The sequence below is a fragment of the Brevibacterium sp. LS14 genome (assembly GCF_012027885.1).
In the GTDB taxonomy this organism is placed as follows: Bacteria; Actinomycetota; Actinomycetes; order Actinomycetales; family Brevibacteriaceae; genus Brevibacterium; species Brevibacterium casei.
Genome location: NZ_SJXG01000060.1, coordinates 345418 through 361776, shown reverse-complemented (window position 1 = coordinate 361776; position 16359 = coordinate 345418). Strand labels below are relative to the sequence as shown.

Below are 16359 nucleotides of genomic sequence, written 5' to 3'. Positions count from 1 at the left end.
CCTGATACCGTCTGTAACATGAAATCGCTCACAGACGGCCGCTCGACGAGGTGGCAGGAGCACCGCGACTCCCGCCGGCGCGAGCTGCTGCGCACCGTCCGCCACGTCGTCGACGAACGCGGCGACGACCTCTCGATGGAGCAGATCTCGGAGTTCTCCGGGACGACGAAAGCCGTGCTCTACCGCTACTTCACCGATCGTGCGGGTCTCCAGGAGGCGATGGGCGACTGGGCGATGCAGGTGATCGCGAACTCCCTCGACGAAGCCAGCACCACCGTCGCCGACTCCGACGACGCACGACCCGTCGACCGCCGGGACACCCTCGAGGCGATGATCCGCGCCTTCGTCGGCCTCGCCGCGGGAGCACCGAACGTCTACCGGTTCTGCGACCAGGCCGTGGGCCGCTTCGATCCCGGCGAGCAGGGCGGTTTCTTCTCCGAGGTCGCCGACCTGCTGGCCGAACGCCTCGACCTCGACGTCACCGACTCTCGGTTCGACGGCGACGACGGCAGGCTCTGGGCGGCCGGCGCCATCGGCTTCGTCCGTGCCGCGACGGAGACCTGGCTCAAGTCACCGGGCTCCCCCGACGCCTTCGCCGCCTCGGTGAGCACGTGGCTCTGGGCCTCGCTGCCGCCCGAAGCCGGGGCGGCACTCCCAGCCCCCTGACCCCCTCAGCCCATCCACTCGTCCGCACCCATCAGATCAGGAGCATCCGCATGAACGACTTCGCCCTCGACCTCGATCCGACAGCCATCCAGACCATCCTCGACGGCGACTGGGCCGACGCCCGGCACCTCGGCAGGCAGCTCGCCCTCGATGAGACCACCCATCTCGACCCGGCCGACGACCTCGAGACGACCCGGGCGACGACGCTCACCGCCGTCGGACTCATGGCCGCCACCGAACTCCCCATGGCCGCGCTTCCCGCCGCCCTCGGCGGGACGAACGAACATGCGCGCACTGTCGCCGGGTTCGAGGAGACGGTGACCGCCTCGCCGAGCCTCCAGATCAAGGCCGGCGTCCAGTTCGGCCTCTTCGGCGGGGCGATCCTTCACCTCGGCAACCCCGACCAGCACGCGCAGTGGCTTGTGCCCGCCCAGAAGGGCCAGCTGCTCGGCTCGTTCGCGATGACCGAGATCGGCCACGGCTCCGACGTCGCGGCGATCGGCACGACCGCGACCTTCGACCCGGAGACCGACGAGTTCGTCATCGACACGCCCTTCACGGCGGCGACGAAGGAGTACATCGGCAACGCCGCGCGCGACGCCCGTGCCGCCGTCGTCTTCGCCCAGCTCATCACCGCAGGCGTCAACCACGGGGTGCATGCGCTCTTCGTACCCGTGCGCACCGAGGCCGGAGAGCCGATGCCGGGCGTGAGCATCTCCGACGACGGCTTCAAGGGCGGACTCAGAGGCGTCGACAACGGACGCTTCGCCTTCGACGCGGTCCGCGTCCCGCGCACGAACCTCCTCGACCGCTACGGCGCTGTCGACGAGACCGGCGCCTACACCTCGCCGATCGACTCCCCCGGACGCCGGTTCTTCACGATGCTCGGCACCCTCGTCCAGGGCCGGGTCTCCCTCGACGGCGCCGCGGTCGTCGCGAGCAAGCTCGCCCTCGACATCGCCGTGCGCTACGGCCTCGAACGCAAGCAGTTCACGACCGTCGACGACTACACCGAGACGACCCTGCTCGACTACCAGCAGCACCAGCGCCGACTCATGCCCGCGCTCGCCGCGACCTACGCTTCGGCACTCGCCCACGAGAAGCTGCTCACCTCGTTCGAGGAGGTCTTCTCCGGGGCCGACGACAGCGAGGAGAACCGTGCCCTGCTCGAGACCCGAGCGGCGGCCTTCAAGGCCGATTCGACGTGGATGGCCCTCGACGTCATCCAGGAGTGCCGCGAGGCCTGCGGCGGGGCCGGCTTCATGGCCGAGAACCGCCTCGTCGGCCTCCGGGCGGACATGGACGTCTACGTCACCTTCGAGGGCGACAACACCGTCCTCCTCCAGCTCGTCGCCAAGCGCATCCTCGGCGACTACGCGAAGGAGTTCGCGCACATCGACGTCGGCGGCGCCGCCCGCTACATCGGCACTCAGGCCGCCGAACACACGCTCTACCGCACGGGTCTCGCCAACGCCGGACTCGCGATCTCCGACGTCTTCACCCCCAATCTCTCAGAGCGGCGGATCCGTTCGGGTCGTCTCCAGCGCACCCTCCTCGAATCCCGCCTCGAGGTCATGGTCTCCGGGCTGGCCGCTGCACTGCGCCCGGCGGCGAGGCTGTCCCCGGAGAAGGCCGCCGAGCTCTTCAACTCCCAGCAGCACGAACTCGTCGAGATGGCCCGCGCGTATGTCGAACTCGAGAAGTGGAAGGCCATCGACGAGGCGATGAAGGAGCAGAAGGACCCCGCGCAGGAGAAGATCTTCCGTCGCCTCCGCGACACCTACGGCCTCAGCCTCATCGAGAAGCACATGGGCTGGCACCTCATGTACGGTCGCCTCCCGATGTCGCGGGCCCGGCAGGTCGGCGAGACCCTCAACCGGCTGTGCGCGAAGCTCGCGGCCAACGCCCTCGACCTCGTCGACGCCTTCGGCTACGGCGATGATCACCGACGCGCGACGATCGCCACGGGCGTCGAGGCCGAACGTCAGGCCGAGGCCGCCGCCTACTACCGTCGCGCCCGCGCCCAGCGGGACTACCCGGTCCCGGAGAAGCAGCTGCGGAAGACCGGTTCCCGCACCGCCTGAACCCGGACGCACCCGCACCCCGGGCTGGGCCCGTCCCGCTGAGTCCGCCCACACTGAGCCCGCCGCACAGCGCTTCTGCGCCGCGGCGGGCTCAACTGGTGAGGAAGTCCCGCAGCGCCGCGGAGACGGCGACCGCCTCGGTGAGGAACCCATCGTGACCGACCGCCGAGTCGATGGTCCGATGCTCGACCCTTCCGGGCAGGTTGGCGGCGAGCTGCGCGACCTGGCTCGGCGGGAAGAGCCGATCGGAGGAGACGGAGATGACGAGGCTGTCGGTGCAGGCCTCGGCCAGGGCCGTCCGGAGGTCGGCGGAGCGTCCGGTGCGCACATCGTGGTCGCGCAGGGCCCGGGTGAGCAGGATGTAGCTGTGGGGGTCGAAGCGAGCGGTGAGCTTCTTCGCCTGATGGTCGAGGTAGGAGGTGACCTCGTAGTAGTCCGCCGACCGCAGCCGGCGGGAGAAGCGGTCGTTGAGGTCGGCGTCGTTGCGATAGGTGAGGTGGGCGATCTGCCGGGCGAGTCCGAGACCGGCGGCCGGGAAGCGCCCGATCGCCTGGTAGTCGCCCGAACAGTAGTCGGGATCGAGCTCGATCGCCCGCTCCTGCATCATCGCCCACGCGATCTGGTCGGCGTCGACGAAGGCCGGGGCGGCGATGATCGCGCACTTCGCGGTCTTGCGCCGATCGAGGAGACCGAACTCGAGGGCCCTGGCCCCTCCCATCGAGCCCCCGATGACGGCGTGCCAGGTCTCGATGCCGAGGATCTGGGTGAGGTTGTGCTCGAGGCGGGCCATGTCCCTGATCGTCACCGTGGGGAACCTCGACCCGTAGGGCAGACCGTCGGAGAAGGGCGACTGCGGGCCCGTCGTGCCCGAACAGCCGCCGAGAGCGTTCGCGCAGACGACGAAGTACTCATCCGTGTCGACGGCCTGACCGGGGCCGACGACCCCGGACCACCAGTCGGTGGCCCGGGTGTCGCCGGTGAGCGCATGCTCGATGAGGATCGCGTTCGACCGGTCGGCGTTGAGCGTACCGAAGGTCTCATACGCGATCTCGACGGTGCCGAACGTGTGCCCGGAGTCGGTGGTGAAGCCGAGGATCCGCTCGACGGAGGTGCTGCGAATGGTCATCTCAGGCGGCGGTGGACTGCGTCGCCGCGGCCGCGGCGAAGCCGGCGTCGAGGTCGGCGATGATGTCGTCGATGCCCTCGAGTCCCACCGACAGGCGCACAAGCGCGGGGTTGACCCCGGCCGCGGCCTGCACGGCCTCGTCGAGCTGCGAATGGGTCGTCGAGGCCGGATGGATGACGAGCGAGCGGACATCGCCGATGTTGGCCACGAGGGAATGGAGCTCGAGGGCGTCGACGAAGGCGACCGCGGCATCGAAGCCGCCGGCGATGTCGAAGGCGAGGACCGAGCCCACACCCTGGGGCAGGTAGGTCTGTGCGCGCTCGTGCCAAGGGCTCGACTCGAGGCCGGCGTAGGCGACGCGGGTGACCTGGTCGTGTCCCTCGAGGTAGGCGGCGACCTTCTCGGCGTTGGCGACGTGGCGTTCGATGCGCAGGCTCAGCGTCTCCAGGCCCTGGGCGATGAGGAAGGCGTTGAACGGGCTGATCGCCGGACCGAGGTCGCGCAGCAGCTGGACGCGCAGCTTGAGCCCGTAGGAGACGTTCGCCCCGAACGGCGAGTCCGCTCCCAGGTCGCGGGCGTAGACGAGCCCGTTGTAGGAGGCGTCCGGGGTGGTGAAGCCGGGGAACCGGTCCGGATGGGCACCGTAGTCGAAGGTGCCGCCGTCGACGACGACCCCGGCGATCGAGGTGCCGTGCCCGCCGAGGTACTTCGTCGCCGAATGGACGACGACGTCGGCGCCGTGCTCGATGGGCCGCACGAGGTACGGGGTGGCGAGCGTGTTGTCGACGACGAGGGGGACGCCTGCGGTGTGGGCGATGTCGGCGACCGCGGTGATGTCGAGGATGTCGGAGCGGGGGTTGGAGACGACCTCGGCGAAGAAGAGCTTCGTGTTCTCCTGCACCGCGTCCTGCCACGCGTCGAGGTCGTCGACGTCGACGAAGGTGGTCTCGATGCCGAGCCTGCGCAGGGTGACGTCGAGGAGGTTGTACGTGCCGCCGTAGAGGCTCTTCGAAGCGACGACGTGGTCGCCTGATTCGGCGATGTTGGCGATGGCGAGGAACTCCGCGGACTGTCCCGAGGCGGTGAGGACGGCGTGGACGCCGCCTTCGAGATCGGCGATGCGGTTCTCGACGACCTCGGTCGTCGGGTTGGTGATGCGGGTGTAGATCGGTCCGAGCTCAGCGAGGGCGAACCGGTTCTTCGCCTGGTCGTTGTCGGCGAAGACGTACGAGGTGGTCTGGTGGATGGGCAGGGCGCGCGCGCCCGTCGCAGGGTCGGGGACCTGTCCGGCGTGGATCTGGCGGGTTTCGAATGACTGGGCCATGGCTTCTCCTTCGCAGCGGGTGGTGATCCCACTCTCACCCGCTCCCGGCGCTCGCCTCGGCGAACTCGTCATGAACCCGTCACCGACCGTCATGTTTCGTCACGGTCACCTGGCTCCCCTCCCGGTCACCGGAAGTTGCGGGCCTTCGTCGGCAGCTGCACCTCGAGGGGGACGAGCTTGTGCGCGTAGAGGCTGACGACGTCTCCCCCGCGCTGGATGAGGCCGGTGACGACGAGGGCGTTGCGGGTCGTCGCCACGGACCGGAACCGCTTCATCAACCCCGCTGTGGCGACGACGTTGAGCATCCCGAACTCGTCCTCGAGATTGATGAACGTGATCCCCGAGGCGGTCGCCGGCCGCTGCCGGTGGGTGACGAGGGCGGCGACGGTGAGCCGCTTGCCGTCGGGGGCCGCCGCCGCATCGGCCGTCGAGGCGTAGCCGCGCTCGGTCAGGGCCTGCCGGAGGATCTCGGTGGGGTAGCCGTCGACGGTGATCCCCGTGGAGAAGAGCTCGGCGAGGGTCGTCTCGAACGCGTCCATCGTCGGCAGCGCGGGAGCCTGGGAGACCGTCCCCGTGCCCGGCAGCACTCCCGGGTGGGCGCCGGCGACTCCCCCGGCCAGCCACAGCGCCTGCCTGCGGTCGAGGTCGAAGCCGGCCAGGGCGCCGGCGGTCGCGAGCGATTCGAGGGCCTGCTTGCCGATCCCGGTGCGTTCGGCGAGGTCGGCCACCGAGGCGAAGGGAGCGTTCGCGCGTTCGGCGACGATCACCTCGGCGAAGGAGCCGACGTGGGAGACCTCGGTGAGCCCGAGACGGATCCCCAGCTCCCCCGTCTCGGTGCGCTCCAAGTCGCTGCCGGAGTTCGAACGCGCGACGTCGACGGGCAGGATCGGCACGCCGTGCCGGCGGGCATCGGCGATGAGCGACTGCGGGGAGTAGAAGCCCATCGGCTGGGCGCGCAGGAGACCGGCGGTGAACGCCGCATGGTGATGGAACTTGAACCACGCCGACTGGTAGACGAGGTTGGCGAAGCTGATCGCATGCGATTCGGGGAACCCGTAGTTGGCGAACGCGGCGATGGTCGAGAAGATCGCCTCCGCGGTCTCGGCTTCGACCCCCTTGGCCCGGGCGCCGGTGCGGAACTTCTCCGCGAGTTCGGCCATCCTCCTCTCCGAACGGCGTGAGCCCATCGCCTGCCGCAGCCGGTCGGCATCGGCTCCGGTGAAGCCGCCGACGTCGATGGCCATCTGCATGAGCTGCTCCTGGAACAGCGGCACCCCGCACGTCTTCTCCAGGGACTTCTCGAGCAGCGGGTGGAGGTATTCGATCGGGTCGAGGCCCTGCCGCCTGCGGATGTAGGGGTGGACGGATCCACCCTGGATGGGCCCGGGACGGATGAGCGCGACCTGGACGGCGAGGTCGTAGAAGTTCTCGGGTCTCAGCCGCGGCAGGGTCGCGAGCTGGGCGCGGGACTCGACCTGGAAGACGCCGACGGCGTCGGCGCGGCGCAGCATCGCGTAGACCTCCTCGTCCTCGTCGTCGATGAGCGCCCGGTCGATGCGCTCTCCGGTGTGCCGGGCGACGAGGTCGACCATCTCGTGGAGGGCGGTGAGCATGCCCAGGCCGAGGAGGTCGAACTTGACGAGGTCCATCGCCGCGCAGTCGTCCTTGTCCCATTGGACGACGGTGCGGTGGTCCATCGTCGCGTGCTCGATGGGCACGACCTCCCCGATGGGACGGTCGGCGAGGATCATCCCACCCGAGTGGATGCCGAGGTGGCGGGGTGAGCCGAGCAGGTCGCCTGCGACGTCGAGGACCTGGGCGGGCACCGGGGACTCGTCGGCCTCGGGCAGGGTCGACCAGCGGTTGCTCGACTTCGAGAACGCGTCCTGCTGGCCGGGGGCGAAGCCGAGGCTGAAGGCGGAGTCCCGGATCGCCGACTTCGCCCGGTAGGTGATGACGTTGGCGACCTGGGCCGCCCGGTCCCGCCCGAAGTGGTCGTAGACGTACTGGATGACCTCTTCGCGCCTGCCCGATTCGATGTCGATGTCGATGTCGGGATACCCCTTGCGGTCCGGGGAGAGGAACCGGTCGAAGAGGAGGTTGTGCTTGACGGCGTCGACGGCGGTGATGTCGAGGACGTAGCAGACCGCGGAGTTCGCCGCCGAACCCCGGCCCTGGCAGAAGATCGACTCCCGGTGGCAGAAGCTCGTGATGTCGTGGACGATGAGGAAGTACCCGCAGAAGCCGAGCCGGGCGATCATGTCCATCTCCTTCTCGAGCTGCTCCCAGGCCCGGGGGTGCTGGGCGCGGGTGCCGTAGCGGCGCAGACCGCAGTCGGTGACGAGTTCGCGCAGGTACTCCTCGGCCTCCCGGTCATCGGGCATCGGAGCGCGCGGCAGGTCGGGACGCGCGGTCTCGAGGGTGAAGGCGCAGTCCGTGCCGATCCGCGCCGCGGTCTCAAGCGACTCGGCGGGGAAGCGTGCGGCCATCTCCTCCCCTGAGTGGATGCGGTGCTCCGCGGTCGTCGGCAGCCAGCCGGCGAGGTCGTCGAGGGGACGCCGGGAGCGGATGGAGGCGCGCACCTGTGCCGAACGCCAGTGCGCCCGGGTCGCGAAGTGGACGTTGCTGCTCGCCATCGTCGGCAGGCCCGTCCGAGATGCCAGTTCGCCGAGGTGGCGCAGCCTCTCGTCGTCGTCCGGGGTGCCGTCGCGGCTGAGTTCGACGGCGAGGGAGTCGGCGCCGAAGAGTCCGATGAGCCGGCGCAGGGCGCTCAGGCCGCCGTCGGGGTCGCTCAGCGCCCGGCGCAGCGGTCCCTTGCGGCAGCCGGTGAGGATCATCCAGTCCGCACTCCTGGCCCCGAGGTCCTCGAGGTCGAAGACGGGACGGTTCTTCTCCCCGCGCAGGTTGGCCTCGGTGATCGCGGCCGAGAGGCTGCGGTAGCCCTCGACCCCGCGGGCGAGGACGAGCAGGTGGGTCGCCTCGGGGTCGGTCTGTCCGGGGATCTTCTCGGTCAGGCCGAGGGAGAGTTCGGCGCCGAAGACGGTGGGCAGCCCCACCGAGGCTGCGGCATGGGCGAAGCGGACGGCACCGTAGAGGCCGTTGTGGTCGGTCAGGGCCATCGCGCTCAGGCCGGCGGCGGCCCCGGCGGTCACGAGGTCCTCAGGGTCGGAGGCCCCGTCGAGGAAGCTGAACTGGGAGTGCACATGCAGCTCCGCCCACGGGCGGGTGCGCGAGGGCAGGAGGATCGGACCGGGGGTGCCGCTGCCGAGGGACCCCGGGTAGCGGGAGATGGAGTCGGGGCCGCGCGGGCCCACGGAGACCGGATAGCGGTCGGGGCGGGAGAAGGCCGGGGCGTCGGAGCCGTCGGCGTGCCTGTCGACCGGGCGGGTGTTCGAGCCCGCCCGGTTCCCGGCGGGGGCGTCCGCCGCGGGGCTCTCGGGCGTGCCCTCCGGCGCTGTGCCCGCAGGCGTGCCCTTCGATGCTGTTCTGCCCTCGAGGCGGCGGGCGAGTTCCGACCACGGGGTGCGCGGATTGTTGAATCCCATCAGCGGTACTCCCCTGTGAGATACCACTGGCCGGACTCCTTGCTCAGCAGCAGCGCACGCCCGGACTCGGTGACGACCTGCAGACGGGTCCGGTACGTCGCCCGCTGGGGATCCCACCACCCGGATTCGATGGGCCACGATCCGGAGAAGTCGACGATCGCCTCGGTGGTGCCGGTGGGGAACCGGATCGCGCGGGGAGGCTGCGCGAGCCCGGACGGACGGGCGTCGACCGGTCCTCCCCCGGCTGAGAACACGTCGACGGCGACATGGTCGACGGTGGTGGGCCGGGGTGCCCCGAGGGAACCCGGCCACGGCGCCTGCGGGTTGCGGGTCGGGCACGCCGTCTGCTGCCAGGGGGTCCAGAGGTTCGTCTCCGCCGGATCCCACCCGCCCTGGAGTCCGGGCACGAGCACGGAGTCAGGTCCGAAGAGTCCCTGCAGACGCTCGAGGGTGTGCGTGATCTGCCCGGTGTTCTCATCGAAGAGGCTGCGCGTCGCCCCGATCGGGGTCGTCAGCTCGGCGGCGGTGAGGCCGAGCGCGGTGATCCCCTCCTCGGAGAAGTCCTCGGGATCCGGGCCCGGGTCGTCCGCGTCTTCCCCGGTGCTCCCGCGTCCGACGGCACTGCCGCCGCCGGCGGTGCTGCCGACCCCACCGCGTCCGGGATTCCCGCGTCCGACGCTGGCCAGCCACCCCTCGGCCTGCCAGCGCAGGCGGTCGGCGATGGCGTTCTCGCTCATGTCCTCGATCCGCCAGGTCCGGCTCGAGGACTGTCCACCGGCGGCGAGGAGGTCGATCGTCACCTGCGTGCACACGAGTCCGCTGCCGCGGACGCGGCCGAGCAGGTCGGCGGCGAGCTGTCGGGCGAGGAAGCCGAGTGTGTCGCTGCGGGTCGTCGGGGTCTCCAGTGCGCTCTCGACGCACAGGTCCTCGGTCCGGGTGTGGTCGCGCAGCGGTGCTTCGTCCCGTCCCGAGGCGAGGTCGTGCGCGCGCCGTCCCTGCGGGCCGAACCGGGAGAGTACGTCGACCGCGTCGAGTGCTGCGAGCGCCCCCAGAGTGCGCAGCCCAAGGTGGGTGAAGACGTCGATGAGCTCCGCCCAGTCCCCGTCCGCTGACTCGAGGGCGGTGATCGGCTGGGCGGCGAGGAACTCGACGGTCTCCCCCGGTTCGATCCGGCTCGCCTGGGAGGCGGCGATGCGGGCGGCGAAGACAGTGTCGGCGATGCCGGGGAAGAACTCCCAGCCGGTCGCCGGCACGAGGGCGGAGACGAGGGCTTCGACGGCGGCGGCCTCATCGGGGTAGCCGTGCCGGAGCGCATCGAGGGGAATCGCCAGGGTTCCCGGGCTCAGCAGTGTGAAGCGGGCGACGAGGTCCTCGAGCGCGCCCACCCCGGCGGAGAAGTGACGGTTGTCGACGTCTTCGTCCCACGGAAGGACCCGGGCCTCAGGGCAGCGGTATCCCGCGGCCCGCTTGTTGTTGCCGATGGCGATGCCTGCGGCCCGGGCCGGGGCGTTGGCGGCGATGACCCGGCCCGCGTGGAGGACGGCGACCGGGGTGCCCGGGCTGAGTTCGTGCTCGACGGCAGCGGCGACCGCCGGCCAGTCGGGAACGGTGAGGACGAGGGTGCGCGTGGGATCAGCCGACACTGCGGATCACCGGCCTCTCCGTCTCCGACACCTCGGCGGGGGTTCCGTCGGGACCGGGCAGGAGGAAGCGGTGGACGCCGGTCTGCGAGCGGGCTTCGACGAGGCACGAGCGCAGCCGTCCGCGACCGTGATCGGTGCCCGACCAGCGCAGACCGGTGATCTCGATCTGCTCGGTGCTGCCCGACAGCGGGCTGAGGCTGATGACGCTCATCTTCCTCTCGCGCACCTTCGCGAGCAGTCGGGCACGCTCCCCCGGGCTCGGGAGGTAGGCAGGGTCGATGAGGAGGATGTCGAAGGACTCGATGAGGATCGAGGCCACCCGCAGCCAGTCCTGAGGCGGGGTCGCAAGGTTGACGAAGTGGCCGAGGTCGATGCCGAGGTCGGCGATCGAGGACACTGCGGGCTCACCGAGGCCGATCCCGGCGCACCACTTCTGCTCCTGGGTCGACGCGGCGATCGCTGCCAGAGCACAGGTCAGCGACTGTCCGCCGGTGAAGGAGACGATCTCTCCACGCGGCAGGCCACCACGCCGGAACATCGGCGCGAGCACAGGATGCACGGGTCGAGGCGGATGGCCGTCGAACAGGGACGTTGCCGTGGAGATCCCCATCTCCCGGCTGAGCTGTTCGATGAGTGGTGCTGCGGACATGACATCTATTATCGAACTGGTGTTCGAAATAGGCAAGATTCAGGCGACCTTTTCGTTCGCTCGGGCGTGTCGCGCTTCCGCTTCGAACATCCATGCCAGACAATTGCCCAGGTCAAAACCGTAGCCCCCGCCGAGGGTGCTCGGATCGGCATTCTCGGTCGCCTTCTCAACCGCCTCGACGACCTCGCCGAGCCGCGCGGTATCGAAGACCCGGTGGAAGGGGTCCTCCTCCTCGCACGCGAAGAGCTGGTGCCCGTCGGGGAGGAGGAACGCGAACGCCGGCGCCCCTTCGAGCGCTCCCGAGAACGAGGCTGTCGTCCGCACGATCCTCAGGCCGTGCTCATGGACGGCGATGTGGTGGGAGCGGCAGAGCAGGATGAGGTTGTCGAGATCGGTCGCCCCGCCCTGCGACCACGGCCGGATGTGGTGGGCCTCGCAGCCTCTCCGGGCGAGGCAGCCGGGGAACTGGCAGCCGACGTCGCGCGCGCTCAGCGCCATCCGCTGCCGTCTGCTCGCGAGCCGCTTCGATCGGCCGAGCCTGAGCACATCGCCTGACTCGTCCTTGATGATCCCGCTGACAAGTGCTTCGCAGGCCAGACGCTGGGCCGTGGCGGCGGTGATGCCGCCGAACCCGTCGATCCGACACGTCTCGTCGGCACGGCCGGGGTCGTCAGCGTCCGGATCGAACCCTTCCGACGTCCCCGCGGGGACGTCGTCGTCATCCGGCGTCCCCGCGGGGACGCTGTCAGGACAGTCGGACTCGGACGCGAGGAGGGCGGCACCGGAGCGGACGAGCACCTCGGCGGAGGTGTGGACGAGCATGCGCGCCCGATCGAGGTCGACGGCACCCGAGGGCTGCGCGTGCGGGAAAGCGCGGACGATCTCCATGAGGCACGCGGTCTGCGGGATCCGCTCGCGACGCCGGGGCGCACCGCCGCCATCAGCGGCCTCGTCCGCGCGGCGCTGCGCCTCGGCGTCTCTGCGCTCGATGATGCGCCGGGCGGCCGCGAGCATCGTGACGATCTCGGCCGCATCGTCTTCGGGAAGGTCGATGACGATGCGGGTCCGACCGGGGCCGGCCGTGCAGATGAGAACGTCGTCCTGCGGCAGGCACCGCGGAAGCTCACCTGACTCCTCGGCAGCGCTGAGCTTCCGATAGTTGCGTGAGACGACGCTGACCTGCGCGCCGGTGCCGACCTTCGCCAGGCGCGCGGCATCCTCATCGGGGATCCGGTCGACGAGGCGGGAGACCTCCCGCACCTTCGAGTAGCTGAGGTCTCCCTCGCTCAGACCCTTCTTGACGCGCGGCATCCTGCGCAGGGCGTACATCACCCTGACATACTCCCGTGCGGTGTGGGCGCTCACCGAGGCGATGTGCATGACCCAGCCGGGCAGGCTCTTCACCCCCACCCACTGCGCCCAAAGGTCTCTGCGCTCGGCCTCGTCGATGAGGGCGATGATCCGCGCCTGGCAGTGGGCGACGCAGGCGATGTTGGCCTGGATGTCGGAGACGATCTCACTGCCTGTGAGCGCATGGAGGCCGTCGTTGGACTCCGCGGGATCGGCGTCGTCGGCGACCGGTCGCGGATCGAAGGGGTTGATGACGGGCTTGCCCGGCGACGTCGATCCGCCGAATACGGTAGATACGGAATCTACGGGTTGATACGGTTCACTGCGCTTCCGACCGCGGCCTCCCTCGGGATACCCCGCACCGACTCCCCCGCCTCCCTTCCACCCCGTCCGGCCTGCATTCGGCTCTGTCGTCGACGCTGCTGTCGACTCCGCCGTCGACACCGTCTGAACCAATCCGATCGCCTCGTCCATGTCGGCACCTTCCCCTCGGCCGCTGCGGTTCATTCGCCCCCATGGCGGTCGAACCATGCATCCACGGTAGAGGTCGGCACTGACATAGAAAGCCCGATCACGGAGAGATCAGCGCACTCGAAGGAGACACTTCTTCGATTCATCTTCGTTTGTGCAGGTGAGGAGACGCGGAGTCCCCGCGGGTACGCTTTCGCATCGCGGTCGCACGTCCCCGCAGGGACGCGCCAGCCGCAGTCTTACGGCGAAACGGCCGGAGCGTCCTTCGTGGTGAAGGACACGGTGATCCACGCATGGGGATCGTCCCCGCCGAGGCGGCCTTCGACGGTGTCGCGGATGCGGTCCCAGTCCTCAAGTGCCCGCGGCGGCAGGCCCTTGGGCACGTAGAAGACGATCTCGACCGTTCGGGACCGTCCCTGTGCCGCGGCATAGACCCGGTAGTCGTCGAATCCTTCGGCGGCACTGACGTCCTCAGCGACCGCCTCGGCGTCCTTCCGCAGTCCTGGAGGGGTGACGAGCGAGACTTCGGACAGTGCCTTGCGCAGCGTCGAGAAGGGAACGGGGATGAGGACGAGGGCGACGACGGTGAGGACGGCCGGGTCGACGTAGGGCATGAACCATTCCGCCTCGGTGCCGTCGATGATCATGCCGATGACGAAGGCGATGAGCAGGGCGCCGGTGACTCCGCCGGCCATGATCCAGCCTTTGACGTCCATGGCGACGAACTCCGAGCCGATGCGCCGGTTCGCCCGGTGTTCGAGGACACCCATGACCACGGTGATGACGACGACGACCGCGGCGTAGACGACGGCGGGGCCGAAGTCGACCTCCCGTCCCCCGCTCAGCAGCGCCGAGACCGCCTGGAAGAGCGCGTACGCGGCCACCCCCATCATGAGCACGGAATTGACGAGGAGGACGATCGGCTCGAAGTGCCAGAAGCCCATCGTGAACGCGTTCTGGGTACGCACCGAGAGCCGATTCGCCACGGACCGGGAGATGAGGCCTGCGACGGTGAGGGAGACGACGGACATCACCGCGTCCATGAGTGAGAACACCCCGTCGAAGAGGATCGCGAACGACCCCGAGACGAGACCGAACCCGATGCCGAGCACGGAGACGAGGAGGATCGCTGCGAGGGAGACCTTGAGTGCCTGCTGTTCGGTGCGCATGTGACGGTTGGGTCCCTTCACCTCGGCGGATGTCCTCGAACCATCCTATCGATCTCGCCGAGGCGCTCGCCCGGTCCCACACATCACGACGCGTCCCCGCGGGGACGCATCAGGGGATCTGACGTCCCCGTCAAGACGCGTTCAGCGCGCACCGGTGCCGAAAGCATCGACTCCGGTCAGTCTCGCCGACTCACGCCACAGACGTTCCGCGGCGTGAGCATCGAGTGCGTACTCGCGCACTCCGCCGTCCTCGATCGGCGAGCCGGGGGCAGCCACAGGCGCGACATCGCAGTCTTCGCAGTAGAGCCCTCCACGGCCCTCGAGCGCGGGTGACGTCGCCGCCCACAACCCGGTTGCAGCTCCTTGCGCGGCAGATTTGAATCCCGCGCCGATGACCGTGCCGTTCTCATCGATCCATCCGCGTTCGACCTGCTCAGCACGCGTCATGTCCCTCTGCAGGCCGGTGATGATCGAACCCGGATGCAGGGAGAACGCCCGGACACCACTCGTGCGACCGAGAGCATCGAGGTGGACGGCGGTGAGCACGTTCGCGGTCTTCGCCTGACCGTAGGCGAGCCACTTGTCGTAGCCGGTCCCAAAGTACATGTCGTCCCACCGGATGTCAGAGAGGTGATGGCCGACCGAGGAATAGGTGACGACGCGCGCGTCATCGGCGTCTGCCAGAAGGGGAAAGAGACGGTTGATGAGCGCGAAATGCCCCAGGTGGTTGATCGCGAACTGGCTTTCCCAGCCCGGGCCCACCCGTCGTTCCGGCGACGCCATCACTCCGGCTGCCGTGATGAGCAGCTCCAGCCGCTCGGTCTCGGCGGCCACCCGTTCGGCGGCGCTCCGGACGCTGTCGAGGTCGGCCAGGTCCATGGGGATCACCGTCACACCACTCAGAGCGCCGACAGCCGATAGGGCTGCGTCCATACGCCGTGCAGGGACGATCACGCGGGCGCCCGCCCTGGCCAGCGACCGTGTCGTCTCCAAACCGAGACCGGAATAGCCACCGGTGACCACCGCAGTCGTTCCGCCCATATCGATACCGTCAAGCACCTCGTCGGCGGTGGAGGAGGCGCCGAATTCCACTCCGATCGGAGTCTGTTCACTGTGAGTCATGCCACGACACTACGAGCTAGAGTGAACTCGAAGTCAAGGGATGGGAGCACGACGATGAGTGACCACGGCGAAGCGACGACGTACACGATCGGCGACGTGGCCGAGCAAACGGGAATGAGTGTGCACGCCCTGCGGTACTACGAGCGGATGGATCTTCTCATCGCCCCCGTCGACAGGTCGCCGAGCGGTCGACGCATCTACACCGCTGCCGACCTCGAATGGCTGCAGGTCTGTGTCCGCCTCCGCGAATCCGGCATGCCACTGACCGAACTCCAGCGCTTCGCCTCCCTGGTCCGCCAGGGACCGGGCAACGAACACGACCGTCTCCGGATCCTCAACGACCACCGCGAACGAGTCGACGCTCAGATCCGCGCGCTCGAGGAGTGCCGAGAGGTCATTGAGTGGAAGACGAACGTCTACGCCGCGCATGTTGCCGACGGTTCTTCGGCCGGATCGTGGGACAGAGAGCCGGGCACCGTCTAGGCTCATCCCATGAGCACCGCCGACTACGAGACCCCGACCCGCGACTCCTACGATGCGATCGCGCAGGCCTACACCGATTGGGTCTCCGCCGAACTCACCGCCAAACCCCACGACCGCGCCGTCCTCGGCGCCTTCGCCGAGCTCGTCCTCGCCACCGGACACACCGAGGCGATCGACCTCGGGTGCGGCCCCGGCCGGATCACGGCCTTCCTCACCGGCCTCGGCCTCGACGCGACCGGGCTCGACCTCTCCCCGGAGATGATCGCCCAAGCCTCCCAGCTCTACTCCGACCTCAGCTTCACCACCGGATCGATGACGTGCCTGCCCTACCCGGAGAACAGCTTCTCCGGAGCACTCGCGTGGTATTCACTCATCCACATCCCCGATGACCGTCTCGACCGGGTCATCGCCGAGGCGGCGCGGGTCCTGCGCCCCGGCGGGTACTTCCAGCTGGCGTTCCAGCTCGGCGACTCGGTCGACCACTTCTCCGACCTCGCCGGCTACGACGTCGACCTCGACTTCCACCGCCGCAGCATCGACGACGTCGTCGCTGTCCTCACCGCCCACGGGTTCTCACTCGTCACCCGGATGGAGCGCGAACCCGACACAGCCGGCCGCTACCCGGAATCGACCCCGCAGGGGTACGTGCTCGTGCGCCTTGAGACGAGCGACCGCCTCGGCGAGGATCACTACTGACACACGAGGACGGAGTCGACCCGAACGGATG

General features: G+C 69.3%; 12 protein-coding genes. 4 read left to right on the top strand and 8 right to left on the bottom strand.

Features of this window, described 5'->3' with window-relative positions; all coding sequences use genetic code 11:
- The first annotated feature begins 18 nt into the window (after positions 1-18).
- Positions 19-666, top strand: coding sequence for a TetR/AcrR family transcriptional regulator (locus EZE58_RS16110; RefSeq protein WP_101623749.1), 648 nt, complete (start codon positions 19-21; stop codon positions 664-666).
- 50 nt (positions 667-716) lie between these two features.
- Positions 717-2750 (top strand): acyl-CoA dehydrogenase, encoded by a 2034-nt coding sequence (locus EZE58_RS16105; protein ID WP_131247655.1) that lies wholly within the window; start codon positions 717-719, stop codon positions 2748-2750.
- Positions 2751-2841: 91 nt separating this feature from the next.
- Here EZE58_RS16105 and EZE58_RS16100 read toward each other — a convergent pair whose 3' ends face one another.
- The 8 genes from EZE58_RS16100 to EZE58_RS16065 all read right to left on the bottom strand — a co-directional run bounded on the left by EZE58_RS16100 (position 2842) and on the right by EZE58_RS16065 (position 15149).
- The gene (locus EZE58_RS16100; protein WP_009375871.1) at positions 2842-3876 is read right to left on the bottom strand and encodes a homoserine O-acetyltransferase; all 1035 of its coding nucleotides are present in this window, start codon (positions 3874-3876) and stop codon (positions 2842-2844) included.
- A gap of 1 nt (position 3877) precedes the next feature.
- A complete protein-coding gene (locus EZE58_RS16095) occupies positions 3878-5200 on the bottom strand; it encodes a bifunctional o-acetylhomoserine/o-acetylserine sulfhydrylase (protein ID WP_009375873.1) in 1323 nt (440 codons plus the stop codon).
- 125 nt (positions 5201-5325) lie between these two features.
- Positions 5326-8745 carry an error-prone DNA polymerase gene (locus EZE58_RS16090; RefSeq protein ID WP_205772312.1) on the bottom strand — a complete coding sequence of 1140 codons (3420 nt, stop codon included), beginning with the start codon at positions 8743-8745 and terminating at the stop codon, positions 5326-5328.
- A complete protein-coding gene (locus EZE58_RS16085) occupies positions 8745-10388 on the bottom strand; it encodes a DNA polymerase Y family protein (protein WP_009375877.1) in 1644 nt (547 codons plus the stop codon). Before EZE58_RS16085 ends, EZE58_RS16090 begins: the two co-directional genes overlap by 1 nt.
- A complete protein-coding gene (locus EZE58_RS16080) occupies positions 10378-11037 on the bottom strand; it encodes a hypothetical protein (protein WP_009375879.1) in 660 nt (219 codons plus the stop codon). The genes EZE58_RS16085 and EZE58_RS16080 overlap by 11 nt, the downstream gene beginning before the upstream one ends.
- A 39-nt stretch (positions 11038-11076) precedes the next feature.
- Positions 11077-12861: an HNH endonuclease signature motif containing protein gene (locus EZE58_RS16075; RefSeq protein ID WP_009375881.1), complete on the bottom strand. Its 1785-nt coding sequence runs from the start codon at positions 12859-12861 to the stop codon at positions 11077-11079.
- Positions 12862-13097: 236 nt separating this feature from the next.
- The gene (locus EZE58_RS16070; RefSeq protein ID WP_040341026.1) at positions 13098-14027 is read right to left on the bottom strand and encodes a cation transporter; all 930 of its coding nucleotides are present in this window, start codon (positions 14025-14027) and stop codon (positions 13098-13100) included.
- A gap of 141 nt (positions 14028-14168) precedes the next feature.
- Positions 14169-15149 (bottom strand): SDR family NAD(P)-dependent oxidoreductase, encoded by a 981-nt coding sequence (locus tag EZE58_RS16065; RefSeq protein ID WP_040341027.1) that lies wholly within the window; start codon positions 15147-15149, stop codon positions 14169-14171.
- Between the two features lie 54 nt (positions 15150-15203).
- Between EZE58_RS16065 and EZE58_RS16060 the strand changes: the two genes are divergently transcribed.
- Both EZE58_RS16060 and EZE58_RS16055 read left to right on the top strand, forming a co-directional pair.
- A complete protein-coding gene (locus tag EZE58_RS16060; protein WP_009375887.1) occupies positions 15204-15632 on the top strand; it encodes a MerR family transcriptional regulator in 429 nt (142 codons plus the stop codon).
- A gap of 9 nt (positions 15633-15641) precedes the next feature.
- On the top strand, positions 15642-16328 hold the full coding sequence (locus tag EZE58_RS16055; RefSeq protein WP_009375889.1) for a class I SAM-dependent methyltransferase: 687 nt from the start codon (positions 15642-15644) through the stop codon (positions 16326-16328).
- Positions 16329-16359 lie beyond the last annotated feature (31 nt).